Source organism: Streptomyces sp. NPDC111628, from assembly GCF_055635195.1.
Genome location: NZ_JBVKBZ010000001.1, coordinates 1,415,814 through 1,434,976 on the forward strand (window position 1 = coordinate 1,415,814; position 19,163 = coordinate 1,434,976).

Genomic DNA, 19,163 nt, shown 5'->3' on the forward strand with positions numbered 1-19,163 from the left:
CCCGGCGGGCGCCCCTTCGCCGTCCGGGCACGCTGCTGCGGGGGAGTGAAAGCCGGACGACGGCGGAATAGCCCGACCGGCTCGGAGGTTGCTGGTGCTCACCGGCAGGACACGATCCCCGAAGGGCCAGGCGAGTCAGCATCATGAAGATCGGCATCATCGGCGCGGGCAACATCGGCGGCAACCTCACCCGGCGGCTCACCGCCCTCGGACACGAGGTCTCCGTCGCCAACTCGCGCGGGCCGCAGACGCTCGGCGCGCTGGCCGAGGAGACCGGCGCCACCCCGGTACCGGTGGAGGAGGCGGCGCGGGGCGCCGAGATCGTGGTCGTCACCATCCCGCTGAAGCGGGTCCCGGACCTGCCGTCCGGCGTCCTGGACGGCGCGGCCGACGGCGTCGCGGTCATCGACACCGGCAACTACTACCCGCAGCAGCGGGACGGCAGGATCGCGGGCATCGAGGAGGACGGCCTCACCGAGAGCCGCTGGACCGAACGCCACCTCGGCCACCCGGTGATCAAGGCCTTCAACGGCACCTACGCCCAGGACATCCTCGACCGCCCGCGCCCGGCCGGCGCGCCCGACCGCATGGCGCTCCCGGTGGCCGGCGACGACGCGGCGGCCAAGGCGAAGGTCCGCGCCCTGATCGACGAGCTGGGCTTCGACACCGTCGACGCCGGCGGCATCGACGACTCCTGGCGCCAGCAGCCGGACACCCCGGTCTACGGCCTGCGCGAGGGCGTCGACGGCGTCACCAAGGCGCTGGCCGAGGCGTCCCCGGAGCGGCCCGCGGCCTTCCGGGGCTGACCCCGCCCTCAGGCGCTCTGGGCCCACTCCTTCAGCGCGGCCCTGCTCGCGAAGTCCGCCACATTGGTGTCGACCGGGTCGTCCGTGTACTGGTGGAAGCGCCACTTGGCCTGGATGCGCGGCTTGCCCGCCGAGACGTAGTCGGCGATCCAGAGGCCGTCACCGGCGTACGAGGTGGTGTCGATGTTCAACCAGAAGTTCCGGTTGCAGTAGAGGACGATCCGGTTGTCCGGCCGCAGCGCCTTCAGCTTCTTGATGAAGCTGTCCTTCTCCGCGTTGCTCGGGTGGGTGCCCTCGCCGTTCGTCTCCCAGTCGACGGCGAGGATGTCGCCCTTGCGGTCCGGGGCCTTGGAGACGAAGTACTCGGCCTGGGCGGCCAGGTTGCCCGGCCACAGGAAGTGGTAGAAGCCGACGACCAGCCCGGCGTCGCGGGCCCGCTCCGTCTGGGCCGCGAGCTTGGGGTTGACGTACGAGCGGCCCTCCGTCGCCTTCACGAAGACGAAGGAGAGGCCGTCGGTGTCGTAGCTGGAGGACTGGTACGCGCTGACGTCGATGCCACGCAGCATGGGGCCTCCCTGAGAGGCTGTGGGGGGACGGGAGTTGGTTATTCCCCACGATGGCACGGGCGATCCCCACCGGAAGCGGAAACGTCGACTTCGCTTCGCCGGGGCGCCATTGACGCGCGTAGCGCGGTGCCGCACGCTGGGCCCCACCTGAAGACTGACTCGACGGTCGGGAGGCCGGGATGTTCAGACGCGTGTCACGTCTCCTTCTCTCATTTGTCATGCTCATGGCTGGCGCGGTGGTCGGTGTGGGCGCCACCGCCGGCGCCGCGCACGCCGACTCCTGCTACACCTGGAACCGCACCCTGCGCCAGGGCTCCTCCGGCAGCGACGTCACGCAGCTCCAGATCCGCGTCGCCGGCTGGGTCACCTCCGGCGAACGGCTCTCCTACGACGGCCAGTACGGCGCCAGGACCGCCGCCGCCGTCAAGAAGTTCCAGGCCGCCTACGGACTGGGCGCGGACGGCATCGCCGGCTCCGCGACCTTCAGCAAGATCTACGCGCTCCAGGACGCGGACTGCACGCCCGTCCACTTCACCTACGCGGAGCTCAACAAGTGCAACTCGGACTGGTCGGGCGGCGCGGTCTCCGCCGCCACCGCCAAGTCGAACGCGCTGAAGACCATGTGGAAGCTGGAGGCCATGCGGCACGCCCTCGGCGACGTGCCGATCACCATCTCCAGCGGTTTCCGCTCCCGCGCCTGCAACAGCGCGGTGGGCGGCTCGTCCACCAGCCGCCACCTCTACGGCGACGCCGCCGACCTCACCGGCTCGCCCAGCTTCTGCCGGCTCGCCCAGCAGGCCAGGACCCACGGCTTCTCGGAGATCCTCGGCCCGGGCTACCCCGGCCACAACGACCACACCCACGTGGCCTTCGACCCGTCGCCGTACTGGTCGGCCCCGAACTGCGGCATCTGAGGGCCGCGCGGGGCGCGGCTCAGCACTCGATGATGTTCACCGCGAGCCCGCCCCGCGCCGTCTCCTTGTACTTGACCGACATGTCGGCGCCGGTGTCCTTCATGGTCTTGATGACCTTGTCGAGGGAGACCTTGTGGGAGCCGTCGCCGCGCATCGCCATCCGGGCCGCCGTGACCGCCTTGACCGCGGCCATGCCGTTGCGCTCGATGCAGGGGATCTGGACCAGGCCGCCGACCGGGTCGCAGGTGAGGCCGAGGTTGTGCTCCATGCCGATCTCGGCGGCGTTCTCCACCTGCTCCGGGGTGCCGCCGAGCACCTCGGCGAGGGCGCCGGCCGCCATCGAGCAGGCGGAGCCGACCTCGCCCTGGCAGCCGACCTCGGCGCCGGAGATGGAGGCGTTCTCCTTGAAGAGCATGCCGATGGCGCCGGCGGCGAGGAGGAAGCGGACCACGCCGTCCTCGTCGGCGCCGGGCACGAAGTTCATGTAGTAGTGCAGGACCGCGGGGATGATGCCGGCCGCGCCGTTGGTCGGGGCGGTGACGACCCGGCCGCCGGCGGCGTTCTCCTCGTTCACGGCCATCGCGTAGAGCGTGATCCACTCCATGGCCAGGGCCTGCGGGTCGCCCTCGGAGCGCAGCTTGCGCGCGGTGTTCGCGGCGCGGCGGCGGACCTTCAGCCCGCCCGGCAGGATGCCCTCGCGGGTCATGCCGCGCTCCACGCAGGCCCGCATCACGCGCCAGATCTCCAGCAGGCCCTCGCGGATCTCCTCCTCGTCGCGCCAGGCCCGCTCGTTCTCCAGCATCAGGGCGGAGATGGACAGGCCCGTCTCCCGGGCCAGGCGCAGCAGCTCGTCGCCGGTGCGGAAGGGGTACTTCAGGACGGTGTCGTCGAGGACTATGCGGTCGGCGCCGACCGCGTCCTCGTCGACGACGAAGCCGCCGCCGACCGAGTAGTACGTCTTGGTCAGCACCTCGGCGCCCTCGGCGTCGTACGCCCACAGGGTCATGCCGTTGGCGTGGTAGGGGAGGGCCTTGCGGCGGTGCAGGACCATGTCGTCGTCGTAGGAGAAGGCGATCTCGTGCTCGGCGAGGAGGCGGATGCGACCGGAGGACTTGATCGCCTCGACGCGGTCGTCGGCGCTCTCCACGTCCACCGTGCGCGGCGAGTCGCCCTCCAGGCCGAGCAGCACCGCCTTGGGCGTGCCGTGGCCGTGGCCGGTGGCGCCGAGCGAACCGTACAGCTCGGCGCGGACCGAGGCGACGGAGTCCAGCAGCTCCTCGTTGCGCAGGCGGCGGGCGAACATGCGGGCCGCGCGCATCGGGCCGACCGTGTGCGAGCTCGACGGGCCGATGCCGATCGAGAACAGGTCGAAGACCGAGATGGCCACGGGGACTCCTCAGAACGGGGGTGGTGCAGAGGGTGGGGCGCTCCGGGCGGGGCGCCGGGCCGCTTGTGGCGGACGCGGCGCCCCACTCGAAGGGGTGGTGTCTACTTGTTCAGACCCGGGTACAGCGGGTGCTTGTCGGCCAGGGTCTTCACCCGGGCCTTGAGGGCCTCCGCGTCGTAGGACGGCTTCAGCGCCTCGGCGATCACGTCCGCGACCTCGGCGAAGTCCTCGGCGGTGAAGCCGCGGGTCGCCAGGGCCGGCGTACCGATGCGCAGACCGGAGGTCACCATCGGCGGACGCGGGTCGTTCGGGACGGCGTTGCGGTTGACCGTGATGCCGACCTCGTGAAGCCGGTCCTCGGCCTGCTGCCCGTCCAGCTCGGAGTCGCGCAGGTCCACCAGGACCAGGTGGACGTCCGTGCCGCCGGTCAGGACGGAGACGCCCGCCGCCTTCGCGTCGTCCCGCACCAGGCGCTCGGCCAGGATGCGGGCACCCTCCAGCGTACGGCCCTGGCGCTCCTTGAAGTCCTCGCTCGCGGCGACCTTGAAGGCGACGGCCTTGGCGGCCACCACGTGCTCCAGCGGACCACCCTGCTGACCGGGGAAGACGGCGGAGTTGATCTTCTTGGCCAGCTCGGCGGTGGAGAGGATCACACCGCCGCGGGGGCCGCCCAGCGTCTTGTGGGTCGTCGTCGTCACCACGTGCGCGTGCGGGACCGGGTTCGGGTGCAGGCCCGCCGCGACCAGACCGGCGAAGTGCGCCATGTCGACCATCAGGTACGCGCCGACCTCGTCCGCGACCTTGCGGAACGCGGCGAAGTCCAGCTGACGCGGGTACGCCGACCAGCCCGCCACGATCAGCTTCGGCTTGGTCTCCCTGGCCAGGCGCTCCACCTCGGCCATGTCGACCTGGCCGTCGTCGCCGACGTGGTAGGGGACGACGTTGTAGAGCTTGCCGGAGAAGTTGATCTTCATGCCGTGGGTCAGGTGCCCGCCGTGGGCGAGGTTCAGACCCATGATCGTGTCGCCGGGCTTGAGCAGCGCGAACATCGCGGCCGCGTTGGCCTGGGCGCCCGAGTGCGGCTGCACGTTGGCGTGCTCGGCGCCGAAGAGCGCCTTGACCCGGTCGATGGCGATCTGCTCGATCACGTCGACGTGCTCGCAGCCGCCGTAGTAGCGGCGGCCGGGGTAGCCCTCGGCGTACTTGTTGGTGAGGACCGAGCCCTGGGCCTCCATGACCGCGACCGGGGCGAAGTTCTCCGAGGCGATCATCTCGAGGGTGGACTGCTGGCGGTCCAGCTCGGCGTCGACGGCGGCGGCGACGTCCGGGTCCAGCTCGTGCAGGGGTGTGTTCAGAAGCGACATGCGATCGTGACTCCTCAGGCGCCGGCGAAGGCGGTGTACTCGTCGGCGGAGAGCAGGTCGGCCGGCTCGTCCGTGATCCGCACCTTGAACAGCCAGCCGCCCTCGAAGGGGGCGCTGTTCACCAGCGACGGGTCGTTGACGACGTCCTCGTTGACCTCGGTGATCTCGCCGGAGACGGGGGAGTACAGGTCGGAGACGGACTTGGTCGACTCCAGTTCGCCGCAGGTCTCGCCCGCGGTCACCGAGTCGCCGACCTCGGGGAGCTGCACGAAGACGACGTCACCGAGCGCGTTGGCCGCGTGCTCCGTGATGCCGACCGTCGAGACGCCGTCCTCGGCGCCCGACAGCCACTCGTGCTCCTTGCTGTAGCGCAGCTGCTGGGGGTTGCTCATGGCCTGAATTCTCCTGTACGCGAGGAAGTGGCTGGTGAAGGGGGTGCTGAGGGAGGGGTGGGTGACTCAGGGGGCTGCCGCGGAGGGGCGGTGCCCCGAGTCCACTGTCTACTTCTGGCGCTTGTAGAACGGCAGCGCCACGACCTCGTACGGCTCGTGACTGCCCCGGATGTCCACGCCGACGCCCTCGGTGCCCGGAGCCGCGTGCGCGGGGTCGACGTACGCCATGGCGATCGGCTTGCCCAGCGTCGGGGACGGGGCGCCGGAGGTGACCTCGCCGATCACCTCGCCGCCCGCGACGACCTGGTACCCGGAGCGCGGGACCCGGCGGCCCTCGGCGACCAGGCCGACCAGGACGCGGGGCGGCCGGGAAGCGGCGCGCTCGGCGGCCTCGGTCAGCGCGGCGCGCCCGACGAAGTCGCCCTCCTTCTCGAACTTCACCACCCGGCCCAGACCGGCGTCGAACGGGGTCAGCGCGGTCGACAGCTCGTTGCCGTACAGCGGCATGCCCGCCTCCAGGCGGAGCGTGTCCCGGCAGGACAGGCCGCACGGGGTCAGTCCCGCGCCCTCACCGGCCTTGGTCAGCGCCTGCCACAGCTCGACGGCGTGCTCGGGCTTCACGAACAGCTCGAAGCCGTCCTCGCCGGTGTAACCGGTGCGCGCGATCAGCGCCGGGACACCGGCGACCGTGCCGGGAAGACCGGCGTAGTACTTCAGGCCGTCCAGGTCGGCGTCGGTGAGCGAGGCGAGGATGCCCGGGGACTCGGGGCCCTGCACGGCGAGCAGCGCGTACGCGTCGCGGTCGTCACGCACCTCGGCGTCGAAGCCGGCCGCCCGCCCGGTCAGCGCGTCCAGCACGACCTGCGCGTTGGAGGCGTTGGCGACCACCATGTATTCGGAAGGGGCGGCCTCGGTCTCACCGAGCCGGTAGACGATCAGGTCGTCCAGGATGCCGCCGTCCTCGCGGCAGATCATGGTGTAGCGGGCCCGGCCCGGCTTCACGGTGCCGATGTTGCCGACCAGCGCGAAGTTCAGCAGCTCGGCCGCCTGCGGCCCGGTGACGCTGATCTCACCCATGTGCGACAGGTCGAAGAGACCGGCGCGGGTGCGCACCGCGACGTGCTCCTCGCGCTCGGAGCCGTAGCGCAGCGGCATGTCCCAGCCGGCGAAGTCGGTCATCGTCGCGCCCAGCGCGCGATGCGTGGCATCCAGCGCGGTACGGCGCAGTTCGGTACTGCTCATCGGTCGGTCGTCTCCCAGGACAGGACGGGGCGAGGTCGGTCCTCCCCATCTGTCATCGGAACCTGAGAGGTTCGCCACGGCCACCGGAGTACGGCGATCAGGGCTTGCACCTTGGGTGGGACCACCGTCGGGGGCGGTCCGCTTTTCAGATGTGCCTCGCCCGCGCGGTAACGGTGCCTGAGAGATTCAAGGGAGGGACTTGCTCCTTCGGCGCCCCGGCGCGGCCGGGGACTCTCCCGCGCGGATTCAAACGGCCGGTATGCAGTTGGCGCCGCCATCATTGCACGCCTGGCTCATCCGTGGGCAGAGCTGTTCTTGTAACCGGCTTGTGGCAGTAAGCGAACGAAAACGCGAGACCCGCGCATTACCTTCTCTTTACACTCGACGGGGAGGTACTCGTGTACCGCCCCAGGGGAGGACGATCACGGTGAACAGGACCACGGCGTACGCCACGACCTCGGGACTCGCGCTGCCCAAGCAGCCGGCCGCCCCGGCCCCCGAGGCATGCGCCCCACTGACCGCACCCGTCGTCCGCGACCTGAGGGACCGCGACGGCCGCAGCCCGCACGCCCTGCTCTTCGGACCCCGGGACCTGGTGGTGATCACCGGCCTGCCCGGCAGCGGCAAGTCCACGCTCATGCGGCGCACCGTGCGCGGCGGCCGCATCGACTCCCAGGACACCCGCGACCGCTGGGACCAGCGTATGCCGCGCCTCCTGCCGTACGCGCTCTACCGCCCCCTCGTCCGCCTCGCCCACTACGCCGGACTGCGCCGCGCGCTGCGCTCCGGCGAGGCCGTCGTCGTGCACGACTGCGGCACCCAGGCCTGGGTGCGCGGCTGGCTGGCCCGCGAGGCCCGCCGCCGGGACGGCACCCTGCACCTGCTGCTCCTCGACGTCGCCCCCGGCGAGGCCCTGGCCGGCCAGCGCGAGCGCGGCCGGGGCGTCTCGCGGTACGCGTTCCTGCGGCACCGCACGGCCAACTCCCGCCTGCTGCGCGCGGTGACCGAGGGCACCCTGCCCGCCGGCTGCTCCTCGGCGGTCGTCCTGGACCGGGCGGCGGCCGACACCCTGCGGCGGATCGCCTTCACGGGGTGACGCACGGTAGGGCACCGGAGTCGAACGGGTTAGCCTTTCAGCCACGAACGGCGGTACCAGGCAGGCGGTAGGTAGACAGATGGACTTCCCGGCACAGGCGCACCCCCACCCGCACGGCGGGTGGCCCGGCAACGAGCTGGAGGAGGTGCTGTCCGCCTCCCTCGGCATCCCGTCGGCCGGCGGCCGGATCGTGGAGGTCCTCGGCCGCAGCTTCCTGTGGATACCCCTGCCGAACGGCGGCGGCCCGCACAGCGGCCCCCTCGACCTGCCGTCGCTGGAGATCGACGGCCAGGCCTACGTGCCGGTGTTCAGCTCGGAGGAGCAGCTGCGCCAGGTCGCCGGCGCGCACATGGCGTACACCATCGCCCCCGCCGCGGAGTTCGCCCGCGGCCTGCCCCCGCAGGTCGGCATCGCGGTGAACCCGGAGGGCGTGGTCGGCATCCCGCTGCCGCCGCCCGCCGTGGCCGAGCTGTGCCGGGCCGGGCGCACCCCGCTGGACGGGCCCTCCTCCGGCGGCCGGGTCCGCCTCTTCGAGCCGGACTGGCAGGACGACCCGGTGGACTTCCTGGCCGCGGCCTCCGCCGAGTTCGCCGCCACCGGCGTCGTCCGCAGCGCGCGCCGCTGCCTGGCCGCCGTCGAGACCGCCGACCCGGTCCTGTTCGTCGGCGTCGAACTGACCCACTGGGAGGACGACGCCCGCGCCCTCCCCCTGGACGCCCTCGGCCGAGCCCTGACCAGGGCCCCCTTGAAGTACCAGGTCAACCTGGTCCTTCTGGAAGCAGCCCAGGACCCGGTCTGCGACTGGATGCGGGAGAAGGTCAGGCCCTTCTACAACGGTGACTTGTAGACACCGGTAAGGGGGAGTGCCGTCAGGGGCGCGGGGAACTGCGCGACAAGCCACGACGAAACCCGCACCCGCAAGACGGCAGCTCACCCCGAGCTCCTAGGCCCCCCGCACCCGGCGGAGCCTTAAGCTGGTCCCCACACCGGGGGAACTTCTCGAAGGGGCGATACGCGTGAGCGCCAGCGGCACCACGACCGGACAGGTCGAGCACATGCTGCGCCAGGTGACGCCCGGGCGCTACGACGCCTACGAGGCCCTGCTGCGCGCCCTCGCCAGCCCCACTTCCGGCCAGGTCTGGATGCTGCTGTGGCACGGCCAGGCCGGCTCCCCGGACGCCCAGTACGGAAACATGGAGGTCGAGGGCTACGGCTACGCGCCCTGCGTGACCTCCGCCCAGGAGCTCTCGGCCAGCGGCTGGAACCGGTCGTACGAAGTGGTCGACGGCCTGGAGGTCGCCCGCGCCCTCTACCCGGACCACTACGGACTGTGGCTCAACCCGCACGCCCCCGGCGGCGGCGTCGGCATCCCCTGGCTCGACCTGCGCCGCATCGCCTCCGGCCTGGACCGCCAGCCCGCCGGGCCGCTGCGGCTGTCCGAACCGGCCATCGAGATCCCCCAGTTCTACGCCCTGCTCGCACAGAACGCCCACCGCACCCCGGCAGTCCGCGCGCTGCGCCGCGCCTGGGTGCAGCCGGCGCTGGGGGCGCCGTACCTCGCCATCGGCCTGGACGTGTACGACACCTCCCCGCCGGCCGTCGACGCGGTGCGCGCCATGATGCAGCAGTCCGTCGGCGCGGTACCGGACGGGCTGCCGGTGTCGACGGTGGCGATGACCGACGCCCACGACCCGGTCGCCCTGTGGCTGCGCGCCAACGCGCGCCCGTTCTACGACCGCGAGGCCCACGCGCCGGCCCCCGCCCAGGCGCCGGCGGGCGGGTACGGATACCCTCCGGCCGGTAGCCGGTACTGACGGCAGCGGGGTCCGTCCTCCCCGTCGGAAGAGGCGATCTTCGCGCGTAGATGGCGACGCAAAGCGCCGTCTTGTCCCCGATGTCCCAACTCGCCCGTGTCCGGCCCCCGTTACCCACTGTCCGGATAACGGAACACCTCAAACAGCATCACGGTTGCGCATCCATTCCCCGTCAAGTCTGGCTACAGATCGCCAAAGCGTTGAAGACTCCCGCAACAAGGGGTGGATGCTCGCCTCTTTGTACGACGGACTGATCACGCCGCTACAGCGGCAAGTGCGGGCCGGCTACCGCCGGTTGAGAGGGGTCCCTGCCAGATGACGGCACCATTGCACGAGCCGACCGCGGAAGCGGCCCCGAGTGCGGCAGAGGAAGCGGCGGTCGCCGGCGCCGAGGCCAAGTCGGTACAAGGGCGCTCCCTGGGCCGGATCGCCTGGGAGCGCCTGAAGCGGGACAAGCTGGCCCTCGCGGGCGGCATCGTCGTGCTGGTCCTCGTCGTGGTCGCCGTGTTCGCGCCCTTGATCACCTCCCTCTACGGGCAGGACCCCAACGCGTACAACGAGGACATGATCGACCCGCTGTTCGGTACCCCCACGGGTTCCCTGGGCGGCCTCGGCGGCGAACACTGGCTCGGCGTGGAGCCGGTCAACGGCCGCGACATCTTCGCCCGCATCGTCCACGGCGCACGCATCTCGCTGCTGGTCGGCTTCCTGTCCGCGATGGTCGCCGTGGTCCTCGGCACCGTCCTCGGTGTCCTCGCGGGCTTCTTCGGCGGCTGGGTCGACTCCCTCATCTGCCGGATCATGGACGGCCTGCTCGCCTTCCCGCAGCTGCTCTTCATCATCGCCCTGGTCTCCGTCATGCCGGACAACATGCTCGGACTGAGCGGCACGGGCGTGCGCCTGCTCATGATGATCGTGGTCATCGGCTTCTTCGGCTGGCCCTACATCGGTCGCGTGGTCCGCGGTCAGACACTCTCGATGCGCGAACGGGAGTACGTCGAGGCGGCCCGGTCGCTGGGTGCCGGACGGTTCTACATCCTCTTCAAGGAACTGCTGCCCAACCTGGTGGCGCCGATCATCGTGTACACGACGATGATGATCCCCACCAACATCCTCACCGAGGCGGCGCTCAGCTTCCTGGGCGTGGGCGTCAAGCCGCCCACGTCGTCCTGGGGGCAGATGCTCTCGAGCGCGATCGACTACTACAAGTCGGACCCCATGTACATGGTGGTCCCCGGTGTGGCGATCTTCATCACCGTTCTTGCCTTCAACCTCTTCGGTGACGGCGTGCGCGACGCGCTGGACCCGAAGGGCTCCCGCTGACCCTGCCGTACCGCAAGGCGACCCGTGGCACCTGCACGGGGTCTCTCATCTAATCCGGAGGATCCGAGATCGTGACTACCCAACGCACCTCAGGGCGGCGCAAGCAGGCTTTGGCCGCTGCCGCAGTGGTCGCCGCGCTGCTGACCACGGCGGCGTGCGGCGGAGGCGGCGACGACGACAGCGGCGGCGGTTCGAAGAACGGCGCGGCCGGCTACGACGCAGCCAACAACAAGGTCGCCCAGGCCTCCGAGGCCAAGAAGGGCGGCACGCTGAAGTTCGCCAGCACGCAGGACGCCGACTCGTGGGACACCACGCGCGGCTACTACGGCTTCATGTGGGACTTCTCCCGCTACTACAGCCGCCAGCTGGTCACGAACAAGACCGAGCCGGGTGCCACCGGCGCCGAGACCACCCCCGACCTCGCCACCGACGTCGCCAAGGTCTCGGAAGACGGCAAGACCTACACGTACACCCTGCGTGACGGCGTCACCTGGGAGGACGGCAAGCCGATCACCTCCAAGGACGTCAAGTACGGCATCGAGCGCGTCTGGGCGCAGGACGTGCTGTCCGGCGGCCCGACGTACCTCAAGGAGGTGCTCGACCCCAAGGGCGAGTACCAGGGCCCGTACAAGGACAAGTCCGCGGACAAGCTCGGTCTGAAGTCGATCGAGACGCCGGACGACAAGACCATCGTCTTCCACCTGCCGCAGGCCAACTCGGACTTCGAGGAGATGCTCGCGCTGACCTCGGCGTCCCCGGTCCGCCAGGACAAGGACACCAAGTCCAAGTACGGCCTGCACCCGTTCTCCTCGGGCCCGTACAAGTTCGAGTCCTACAACCCCGGCAAGGACCTGACCCTGGTCCGCAACACCGAGTGGAAGCAGAGCTCGGACCCGGTCCGCAAGGCGTACCCGGACAAGATCACGATCAAGTTCTTCACCAACGCCAACGACATGGACGCCCGCCTCATCGCCGGCGACTACGACATCGACCTGGCGCAGACCGGTCTGTCCCCGCAGGGCCGCACCACCGCCCTGAAGGAGCACAAGGCCAACCTGGACAACCCGGTCTCGGGTTACATCCGGTACGCGGCGTTCCCGCAGAACGTGAAGCCGTTCGACAACATCCACTGCCGCAAGGCCGTGCTCTACGGGGCCGACCACGTCTCCCTGCAGACCGCGCGCGGCGGCCCGGTCGCCGGTGGTGACATCGGCACCAACATGCTGCCGCCCGCCGTCCCGGGCTCCGAGGGTCAGAAGTACGACCCGTACGAGATGGCCGGTGCCAACAAGAAGGGCAACGTCGAGAAGGCCAAGGAAGAGCTGAAGGCCTGCAACAAGCCGAACGGCTTCAAGACCACCATCGCGGTCCGCAACAACAAGCCGGTCGAGGTCGCCACCGCCGAGTCCCTCCAGGCCTCGCTGAAGAAGGTCGGCATCGACGTCGAGATCGACCAGTACGACGGCTCGCAGTACGCCAGCGTCATCGGCAGCCCCTCGAACGTGCAGAAGAAGGGCTACGGCATCATCATCATGGGCTGGGGCCCGGACTTCCCGTCCGTGCAGGGCTACGGTCTGCCGCTGTGGCACAGCGACTACATCCTCGACAGCGCGAACAACAACTTCGCGATGATCGACGACCCGAAGATCGACGGTCTCTTCGCCGACTACCTGACCGCGAAGGACGACGCGGGCAAGAAGCAGATCGCCACGGAGATCAACCACAAGGTGATGGAGGGCGCGTACTACCTGCCCTTCGTCTTCGAGAAGTTCATCAACTGGCGCTCCAGCAACATCGCGAACGTGTACACCACCGACGCCTACAGCGGTATGTACGACTTCGTGAACATCGGTCTGAAGAACCCCAAGAAGTAACCGGTACACCCGCCGTACGGCACGAAAGGCAGGTGAAGGCCGGCGCGGCGTGACCGCGGGCCGTCGGACAACCTCCGGCGGCCCGCGGGACGCAGCGGGCCGCAACCCGTGCTCGCTTACCTCATCAGGCGGCTGTTCGCCGCCGCAGTGATGCTCGTGGTCATCATCCTGGTGGTCTTCTGCATCTTCTTCCTCGTCCCCAAGTGGGCCGGGGTCGACATCGCCCTGAACTTCGTCGGCAAGCAGGCGGACCCCGCTGCCGTCGAGGGTGTGCGGGAGAAGCTGGGTCTGGGCGACCCGGTCTTCGTCCAGGCCTGGGAGTTCTTCAAGGGCATCTTCGCGGGTCGCACCTACGCGGCCGGCGGCGACGTGACCCAATGCGCCGCGCCCTGCTTCGGCTACTCCTTCAAGACCGAGCAGTCGGTCTGGCCGGTGCTGACCGAGCGTTTCCCGGTGACCCTGGCTCTCGCGCTCGGTGCCGCCGTGCTGTGGCTGATCTTCGGCGTGGCCGCCGGTGTGCTCTCCGCCCTCAAGCGCGGCACGCTGTGGGACCGCGGCGCGATGGTCGTCGCCCTGGCGGGTGTCTCCCTCCCCATCTACTTCACCGGTCTGCTGAGCCTGGCGATCTTCTCCTACGGTCTCGGCTGGATCGACGGTGAGTTCGTACCGCTCGAGGACAGTCTCACCGGATGGCTCGGCGGCATGATCCTGCCCTGGATCACCCTGGCCTTCCTGTATGCTGCGATGTACGCCCGGATCACCCGCGCCACCATGCTGGAGATCCTCGGCGAGGACTACATCCGCACCGCGCGGGCCAAGGGCCTCAAGGAACAGGTCGTCATCAGCAAGCACGCGATGCGATCGACCCTGACCCCCCTGCTCACCATGCTCGGCATGGACCTCGGCGCCCTGATGGGCGGCGCTATCCTGACCGAGACCACGTTCAGCCTTCCCGGCCTCGGCCAGAAGGTGCTGGACGCGATCAAGAACCACGACCTGCCCTTCATCCTGGGCGTCGTCCTGATCACTTCTCTCGCGGTGCTGATCGCCAACCTCGTGGTGGACATCCTGTACGCCGTGATCGACCCCCGAGTGAGGCTCGCATGACCGAACTGAGCAAGAGCGGGGCGGCGGTGGGCGAGCCCACCGGCAGCTCGCCCGCGCCGACCGCCTTCCTGGAAGTACGCGACCTCAAGGTCCACTTCCCGACCGACGACGGCCTGGTCAAGTCCGTGGACGGGCTCTCCTTCCAGCTGGAGAAGGGCAAGACCCTCGGCATCGTGGGCGAGTCCGGCTCCGGCAAGTCGGTGACCTCGCTCGGCATCATGGGCCTGCACACCGCCGGCCAGTACGGCAAGCGCAAGGCACGGATATCGGGCGAGATCTGGCTGGACGGCACCGAGCTGCTGTCCGCCGACCCCGACCACGTGCGCAAGCTGCGTGGCCGCGAGATGGCGATGATCTTCCAGGATCCGCTGTCCGCGCTGCACCCGTACTTCACGATCGGCCAGCAGATCGTGGAGGCGTACCGCATCCACCACAAGGTGGACAAGAAGACCGCCAAGCGCCGCGCGGTGGAGATGCTCGACCGGGTCGGCATCCCGCAGCCGGACAAGCGGGTGGACAGCTACCCGCACGAGTTCTCCGGCGGTATGCGCCAGCGCGCGATGATCGCGATGTCGCTGGTCAACAACCCCGAGCTGCTGATCGCGGACGAGCCGACCACCGCCCTGGACGTCACCGTCCAGGCGCAGATCCTCGACCTCATCCGGGACCTGCAGAAGGAGTTCGGCTCCGCGGTCATCATCATCACCCACGACCTGGGCGTCGTCGCCGAGCTGGCCGACGACCTCCTGGTGATGTACGGCGGCCGGTGCGTGGAGCGCGGTCCGGCGGAGAAGGTGTTCTACGAGCCGCGGCACCCCTACACCTGGGGCCTGCTCGGCTCGATGCCGCGGCTCGACCGCGACCAGCAGGAACGCCTCATCCCGGTCAAGGGCTCGCCGCCCTCCCTCATCAACCTCCCGTCCGGCTGCGCCTTCAACCCGCGCTGCCCGTACGCCGACGTGCCCAAGGACGACGTCACCCGCACGGTCCGCCCCGAGCTGACCGAGGTCGGCAGCAAGCACTGGGCCGCCTGCCACATGTCGCAGGAGCAGCGGGAGCGTATCTGGACCGAAGAGATTGCGCCGAAGCTGTGAGCGACGAAGCCAAGGACGAAGCGGTGTCCATCCCCGCGCAGAGCGACGGCACCGAGAGTGAGTCCGCCGGGACGGCCACCCTCACCAAGGACGCGGCCCCCGGCGACACCCTGCTCAAGGTGACCGGGCTGCAGAAGCACTTCCCCATCAGGAAGGGCCTGCTGCAGCGCCAGGTCGGCGCCGTCCGCGCCGTCGACGGCATCGACTTCGAGGTCCGCTCCGGTGAAACCCTCGGCGTCGTGGGCGAGTCCGGCTGCGGCAAGTCGACCATGGGCCGGCTGATCACCCGGCTCCTCGAACCGACCGCGGGCAAGGTCGAGTTCCAGGGCAAGGACATCACCCACCTCGGGGTCGGCGGCATGCGTCCGCTGCGCCGCGACGTGCAGATGATCTTCCAGGACCCGTACTCCTCGCTGAACCCGCGCCACACCATCGGCACGATCGTCAGCGCCCCCTTCAAGCTCCAGGGCGTCCAGCCCGAGGGCGGGGTCAAGAAGGAGGTGCAGCGGCTGCTGTCGGTGGTCGGGCTCAACCCCGAGCACTACAACCGCTACCCGCACGAGTTCTCCGGCGGCCAGCGCCAGCGCATCGGCATCGCCCGCGCGCTCGCGCTCAACCCGAGGCTGGTCGTGGCCGACGAGCCGGTCTCCGCGCTCGACGTGTCGATCCAGGCCCAGGTCGTCAACCTGCTCGACGACCTCCAGCAGGAGCTGGGCCTGACGTACGTGATCATCGCGCACGACCTCTCGGTGGTCCGGCACGTCTCGGACCGCATTGCGGTGATGTACCTCGGCAAGATCATGGAGCTGGCCGACCGCGACCTGCTCTACAAGTCGCCGATGCACCCGTACACCAAGGCGCTGATGTCGGCGGTACCGATCCCGGACCCGGCGCGGCGCGGCGTGAAGAGCGAGCGCATCCTGCTCAAGGGCGACGTGCCCTCGCCGATCGCCCCGCCGAGCGGCTGCCGCTTCCACACCCGGTGCTGGAAGGCGACGCAGATCTGCACGACCACCGAGCCGCCGCTCAAGGAGCTGCGGCCGGGCCAGCAGGTGGCCTGCCACCACCCGGAGAACTTCGAGGACCAGGCCCCGCAGGACGTCGTCCTGCTCACCGCCGCCAAGGAGGCGGCGGAGCTGGTGTCGGAGGACGCGCTGGCCGAGTCGGCGGCGACCTCGGCGGCGGTGGCCGCGGAGGTCGAGGCGTCGGAGGCCGAGGCGTCGGAGGACACCGCGTCGGAGGACACCGCGTCGGACGATGCCGCGTCGGACGATGCCGCCTCGGACGGCGACGAGCCCGCCGCCGAGGCCGCCGAGAGTGCCGAGAGCACCGACGAGGAGCCTCCCGCCAAGGAGAAGTGACCGCGTTCACTGTGCCCTACCTGAGAGCCCCCGCCTTCATTTGTAAGGCGGGGGCTCTTCGGCAGGTAAGAATGGAAGGGTGTACGAGCAACTCTTCAGCCCCACCGTCCAGCACACGCTCGACCTGGTCGGCATCTTCGTCTTCGCCATCTCCGGCGCGCTGCTGGCCGTACGCAAGAACTTCGACGTCTTCGGCATCGCCGTCCTCGCCGAGGTCACCGCGCTGGGCGGCGGGCTGTTCCGGGACCTGGTGATCGGCGCGGTGCCGCCCGCCGCCTTCACCGACCTCGGGTACTTCCTCACCCCGCTGCTGGCGACGCTGCTGGTCTTCTTCCTCCACCCCCACGTGGAGCGTCTCCAGACCGGCGTGAACATCTTCGACGCGGCCGGGCTCGGCCTGTTCTGCGTCGCCGGCACCACCAAGGCGTACGACTACGGCCTCGGCCTGACCGCCTCCGCCTGCCTGGGCCTGACCACCGCGGTGGGCGGCGGCGTCCTGCGCGACGTGCTCGCCAACGAGGTGCCCTCACTGCTGCGCTGGGACCGCGACCTGTACGCCGTCCCGGCGATCGTCGGCTCCGCGATGGTCGCCCTGTGCATCCGCTACGAGGCGCTCACCCCGTTCACCAGCGGACTCGCGGTCGTCACGGCCTTCGTCCTGCGGCTGCTCGCCCTGCGCTTCCACTGGCGGGCGCCGCGCGCCTGGAACCGCCGGTCGACGGTGGTGGAGGGGGACTGACCCCCGGCTCCCGTCAGGGACGCGCCATTTCCTTGACGAAGACGACGCCGTCGACCGTGTCCAGGTGGCCGGGATCGAGCGGGGCGTAGCCGAACCAGGGGGACACCCGGGGCGCCGGCCGCGGGTCGCCGAGGGCGTCGGCCAGTCGCCGGGCGTCGACGACGCAGGGGTCCTCCGCGAGCGCGTACAGGCGCCCCTCGACGGTGTCCGGCGGCGGGGTGTCCACCCCCTGGTGCCGGATCGTGCCGAGAGCCGTGGCGACGAAGGCGTACTCCCGGCCGAGCCGGGCGGCCACGAGCGCACCGGCGCTCCACCACTCCATCGGTCCCTGCCACAGCCGCATCGAGCTCTTCTCGCGCTGGAGGTGGGAGTTGTGGGCGTGGACCAGCGTCGGCCCCCGGTCGGCGAGCGCCAGGAGGTTGTGGGCCATCATCCGGTCCCGCAGGCCGAGCATGCGGGACATGCGGGCCGGGGAGGTGTCGGCCATCCAGTAGTGGTAGCTCAGCAGGCCCGTCACGGTACGTCCGTGCAGGCGCGCCCGGTCCCAGTCGTCCCGTGCGCCGGACGCGAGCAGGTGCGGCGCCTGCTCGTCCAGCAGTGACACCAGGTCGGCGGCGAGCGTCCGCAGCTCCCCGGCCCCGGCCGACCGCCCCACCGACCGGGCGGGGTCCGTCATCGCCTCGGGTTCGGTCCACCGGTCGTCGGCCCCGAGCAGGCGGTCCAGCGTCTGCCGGGTGCAGGGGAGCAGGGCCGGGTCCACCGAGGCCGACAGGTAGCCATGGAGCGCGGTGAGCGCCTGCCGGGGGCTCGCGGCGCCGGTGATCTCCAGCGGGCCGTCGAAACCGGCGAAGCGGAGCCGCTCGTGTGCGGGCCGGTCCTCGTTGTGGGCGCGCATCCGGCGCACCAGCTCCCGGTTGGCCGCACTGGTGCCGAAGCCGTGGCTGAACCCGTGCGCCATGACCTCGTCGAGGGTGCCGCGGCCCGAGGTGACGTAGTCGTCCACGACCAGGCCCCTCAGACAGTCGCTCTCGATCGCGATCGTCCGGTAGCCGTGCCGTTCGACGAGCTGCCAGAAGACGTCGTCGCGCACGTCGAGCAGGGTGTCCTCGCCGTGGGTGGGCTCGCCCAGGGCGAGCAGCCGGGGCGGTGCCGGGAGCAGCCGCATGACGGCGGCGGCGTCGAGGGGACGGGCGATGTCCTGGATGCGTTCAGCCATGGCTTCAACGGTATCGTTGAAGTCTCCGTTGAAACTTTGCCGCGAGAGTGTGGGATTTTTGGCCGCAAACCTTCAAAGCACGGGAAGACTCAAGCCCGTCGACCTGGCCCGTGCGCACGGCCTGTCGGCGCAGGCGGTCAGGAACTACGAGGCGGACGGCATCCTCCCGGCCGCCGCTCGCACGGCCCACGGCTACCGCGTCTACACCACACTGCACGCCCGGGCCCTGGACGCGTTCCTCGCCCTGGTGGCGGCCCACGGGCACCGGACGGCGGCCGCTGTGATGCGGGGCGTGAACGAGGGCGCGCCGGACGGGGCGCTCCGGCTGATCGACGAGAGCCACGCCCAGCTGCTCGAGGACCGGCGGACGCTGGAGGCGGTGGAGGGCGCGCTGCGGGACCTGGTGCCCGAGGCGGCCGGGGGTGTGCCGGGACCGGCGGGCGGGTTCATCGGCGCGCTCGCGGGAGAACTGGGCATCCGGCCCGCGACCCTGCGCACCTGGGAGCGGGCCGGCCTGGTGCGCCCGCGGCGCGACCCGGTGACCGGATACCGCCGCTACGACGAGGCCGACGTACGGGACGCCCGGCTCGCCCACCAGCTCAGGCGGGGCGGCTATCCACTGGAGCGGATCGCGTCCGTGATCGCCCAGGTGCGGTCGGCCGGGGGCCTGGAGCCCCTGGAGGCCGCCCTGCGCGAGTGGCACGACCGCGTCTCCGCCCGCGGCCGGGCGATGGTGACCGGTGCGGCGCGACTGGAGACCTACCTGCGCGCGAGGGAACACGAAGAGGAGAAGGAAGAGGAGGGGGCGGAGGAGGTGGTGGAGGAGGAGAGGTAAGGGAAAGCTACCGCTTAGTAGTTTCCTGTTGTA

17 protein-coding genes, 1 pseudogene and 2 riboswitches are annotated in these 19,163 nt (G+C 70.4%); of the genes and pseudogenes, 12 read left to right on the forward strand and 6 right to left on the reverse strand.

The features are described 5' to 3' along the window. Window positions 1-122: 122 nt before the first annotated feature. Window positions 123-806 (forward strand): annotated as a pseudogene (locus ACZ7MF_RS06850) (NADPH-dependent F420 reductase); the annotation flags it as partial. Between the two features lie 8 nt (window positions 807-814). Here the strand turns inward: ACZ7MF_RS06850 and ACZ7MF_RS06855 are convergent. Beyond that, window positions 815-1,372, reverse strand: a complete 558-nt coding sequence (locus ACZ7MF_RS06855; protein WP_471474926.1) for a glycoside hydrolase family 25 protein — start codon at window positions 1,370-1,372, stop codon at window positions 815-817. A 179-nt stretch (window positions 1,373-1,551) separates the two neighbouring features. On the opposite strand from ACZ7MF_RS06855, the gene ACZ7MF_RS06860 reads away from it, so the two are divergent. After that, window positions 1,552-2,286, forward strand: a complete 735-nt coding sequence (locus ACZ7MF_RS06860; RefSeq protein ID WP_471474927.1) for a D-Ala-D-Ala carboxypeptidase family metallohydrolase — start codon at window positions 1,552-1,554, stop codon at window positions 2,284-2,286. 19 nt (window positions 2,287-2,305) lie between these two features. Here ACZ7MF_RS06860 and ACZ7MF_RS06865 read toward each other — a convergent pair whose 3' ends face one another. From ACZ7MF_RS06865 to gcvT, 4 genes are all read right to left on the reverse strand, one after another. After that, window positions 2,306-3,673 (reverse strand): L-serine ammonia-lyase, encoded by a 1,368-nt coding sequence (locus tag ACZ7MF_RS06865; RefSeq protein WP_471474929.1) that lies wholly within the window; start codon window positions 3,671-3,673, stop codon window positions 2,306-2,308. 101 nt (window positions 3,674-3,774) lie between these two features. Next, window positions 3,775-5,037 (reverse strand): serine hydroxymethyltransferase, encoded by a 1,263-nt coding sequence (gene glyA, locus ACZ7MF_RS06870; protein ID WP_471474930.1) that lies wholly within the window; start codon window positions 5,035-5,037, stop codon window positions 3,775-3,777. A 14-nt stretch (window positions 5,038-5,051) separates the two neighbouring features. After that, the gene (gene gcvH / locus ACZ7MF_RS06875) at window positions 5,052-5,429 is read right to left on the reverse strand and encodes a glycine cleavage system protein GcvH (protein WP_003973527.1); all 378 of its coding nucleotides are present in this window, start codon (window positions 5,427-5,429) and stop codon (window positions 5,052-5,054) included. Between the two features lie 108 nt (window positions 5,430-5,537). Further along, on the reverse strand, window positions 5,538-6,671 hold the full coding sequence (gene gcvT, locus ACZ7MF_RS06880; protein ID WP_471474932.1) for a glycine cleavage system aminomethyltransferase GcvT: 1,134 nt from the start codon (window positions 6,669-6,671) through the stop codon (window positions 5,538-5,540). Window positions 6,672-6,710: 39 nt separating this feature from the next. Beyond that, a riboswitch (glycine riboswitch) is annotated at window positions 6,711-6,826 on the reverse strand. Continuing rightward, window positions 6,827-6,920: riboswitch (glycine riboswitch) on the reverse strand. A gap of 178 nt (window positions 6,921-7,098) precedes the next feature. Between gcvT and ACZ7MF_RS06885 the strand changes: the two genes are divergently transcribed. From ACZ7MF_RS06885 to ACZ7MF_RS06925, 9 genes are all read left to right on the forward strand, one after another. Next, window positions 7,099-7,767: an AAA family ATPase gene (locus tag ACZ7MF_RS06885; protein ID WP_471474933.1), complete on the forward strand. Its 669-nt coding sequence runs from the start codon at window positions 7,099-7,101 to the stop codon at window positions 7,765-7,767. 79 nt (window positions 7,768-7,846) lie between these two features. Next, complete coding sequence (locus ACZ7MF_RS06890) at window positions 7,847-8,614, forward strand: enhanced serine sensitivity protein SseB (protein ID WP_471474935.1); 768 nt, start codon at window positions 7,847-7,849, stop codon at window positions 8,612-8,614. A gap of 169 nt (window positions 8,615-8,783) precedes the next feature. Beyond that, the gene (locus ACZ7MF_RS06895; protein WP_471350988.1) at window positions 8,784-9,581 is read left to right on the forward strand and encodes an enhanced serine sensitivity protein SseB C-terminal domain-containing protein; all 798 of its coding nucleotides are present in this window, start codon (window positions 8,784-8,786) and stop codon (window positions 9,579-9,581) included. Window positions 9,582-9,896: 315 nt separating this feature from the next. After that, window positions 9,897-10,904 carry an ABC transporter permease gene (locus ACZ7MF_RS06900; protein WP_109036260.1) on the forward strand — a complete coding sequence of 336 codons (1,008 nt, stop codon included), beginning with the start codon at window positions 9,897-9,899 and terminating at the stop codon, window positions 10,902-10,904. Between the two features lie 71 nt (window positions 10,905-10,975). Further along, complete coding sequence (locus ACZ7MF_RS06905) at window positions 10,976-12,778, forward strand: ABC transporter substrate-binding protein (protein WP_471474937.1); 1,803 nt, start codon at window positions 10,976-10,978, stop codon at window positions 12,776-12,778. 108 nt (window positions 12,779-12,886) lie between these two features. Continuing rightward, the gene (locus ACZ7MF_RS06910; protein WP_109036255.1) at window positions 12,887-13,885 is read left to right on the forward strand and encodes an ABC transporter permease; all 999 of its coding nucleotides are present in this window, start codon (window positions 12,887-12,889) and stop codon (window positions 13,883-13,885) included. Next, a complete protein-coding gene (locus tag ACZ7MF_RS06915; protein ID WP_356864495.1) occupies window positions 13,882-14,979 on the forward strand; it encodes an ABC transporter ATP-binding protein in 1,098 nt (365 codons plus the stop codon). Before ACZ7MF_RS06910 ends, ACZ7MF_RS06915 begins: the two co-directional genes overlap by 4 nt. 23 nt (window positions 14,980-15,002) lie before the next feature. Beyond that, window positions 15,003-16,340, forward strand: a complete 1,338-nt coding sequence (locus tag ACZ7MF_RS06920; RefSeq protein ID WP_471475204.1) for an ABC transporter ATP-binding protein — start codon at window positions 15,003-15,005, stop codon at window positions 16,338-16,340. Between the two features lie 79 nt (window positions 16,341-16,419). Continuing rightward, the gene (locus ACZ7MF_RS06925) at window positions 16,420-17,079 is read left to right on the forward strand and encodes a trimeric intracellular cation channel family protein (RefSeq protein WP_003973517.1); all 660 of its coding nucleotides are present in this window, start codon (window positions 16,420-16,422) and stop codon (window positions 17,077-17,079) included. Window positions 17,080-17,092: 13 nt separating this feature from the next. On the opposite strand, the gene ACZ7MF_RS06930 is transcribed toward ACZ7MF_RS06925, so the two are convergent. Further along, window positions 17,093-18,295, reverse strand: a complete 1,203-nt coding sequence (locus tag ACZ7MF_RS06930) for an erythromycin esterase family protein (RefSeq protein WP_471474939.1) — start codon at window positions 18,293-18,295, stop codon at window positions 17,093-17,095. 58 nt (window positions 18,296-18,353) lie between these two features. Here ACZ7MF_RS06930 and ACZ7MF_RS06935 point away from each other — a divergent pair, with 58 nt between their 5' ends. Further along, the gene (locus ACZ7MF_RS06935; protein ID WP_471474940.1) at window positions 18,354-19,130 is read left to right on the forward strand and encodes a TioE family transcriptional regulator; all 777 of its coding nucleotides are present in this window, start codon (window positions 18,354-18,356) and stop codon (window positions 19,128-19,130) included. Window positions 19,131-19,163: the final 33 nt, after the last annotated feature.

Excerpts from the sequence above, each read along its gene's own strand:
- ACZ7MF_RS06900 (WP_109036260.1), top strand. The coding sequence starts at position 9,897 with ATGACGGCACCATTGCACGAGCCGACCGCGGAAGCGGCCCCGAGTGCG.
- ACZ7MF_RS06915 (WP_356864495.1), top strand. The coding sequence starts at position 13,882 with ATGACCGAACTGAGCAAGAGCGGGGCGGCGGTGGGCGAGCCCACCGGC.
- ACZ7MF_RS06930 (WP_471474939.1), bottom strand. The coding sequence starts at position 18,295 with ATGGCTGAACGCATCCAGGACATCGCCCGTCCCCTCGACGCCGCCGCC.
- ACZ7MF_RS06860 (WP_471474927.1), top strand. The coding sequence starts at position 1,552 with ATGTTCAGACGCGTGTCACGTCTCCTTCTCTCATTTGTCATGCTCATG.
- gcvT (WP_471474932.1), bottom strand. The coding sequence starts at position 6,671 with ATGAGCAGTACCGAACTGCGCCGTACCGCGCTGGATGCCACGCATCGC.
- ACZ7MF_RS06890 (WP_471474935.1), top strand. The coding sequence starts at position 7,847 with ATGGACTTCCCGGCACAGGCGCACCCCCACCCGCACGGCGGGTGGCCC.
- ACZ7MF_RS06855 (WP_471474926.1), bottom strand. The coding sequence starts at position 1,372 with ATGCTGCGTGGCATCGACGTCAGCGCGTACCAGTCCTCCAGCTACGAC.
- gcvH (WP_003973527.1), bottom strand. The coding sequence starts at position 5,429 with ATGAGCAACCCCCAGCAGCTGCGCTACAGCAAGGAGCACGAGTGGCTG.
- glyA (WP_471474930.1), bottom strand. The coding sequence starts at position 5,037 with ATGTCGCTTCTGAACACACCCCTGCACGAGCTGGACCCGGACGTCGCC.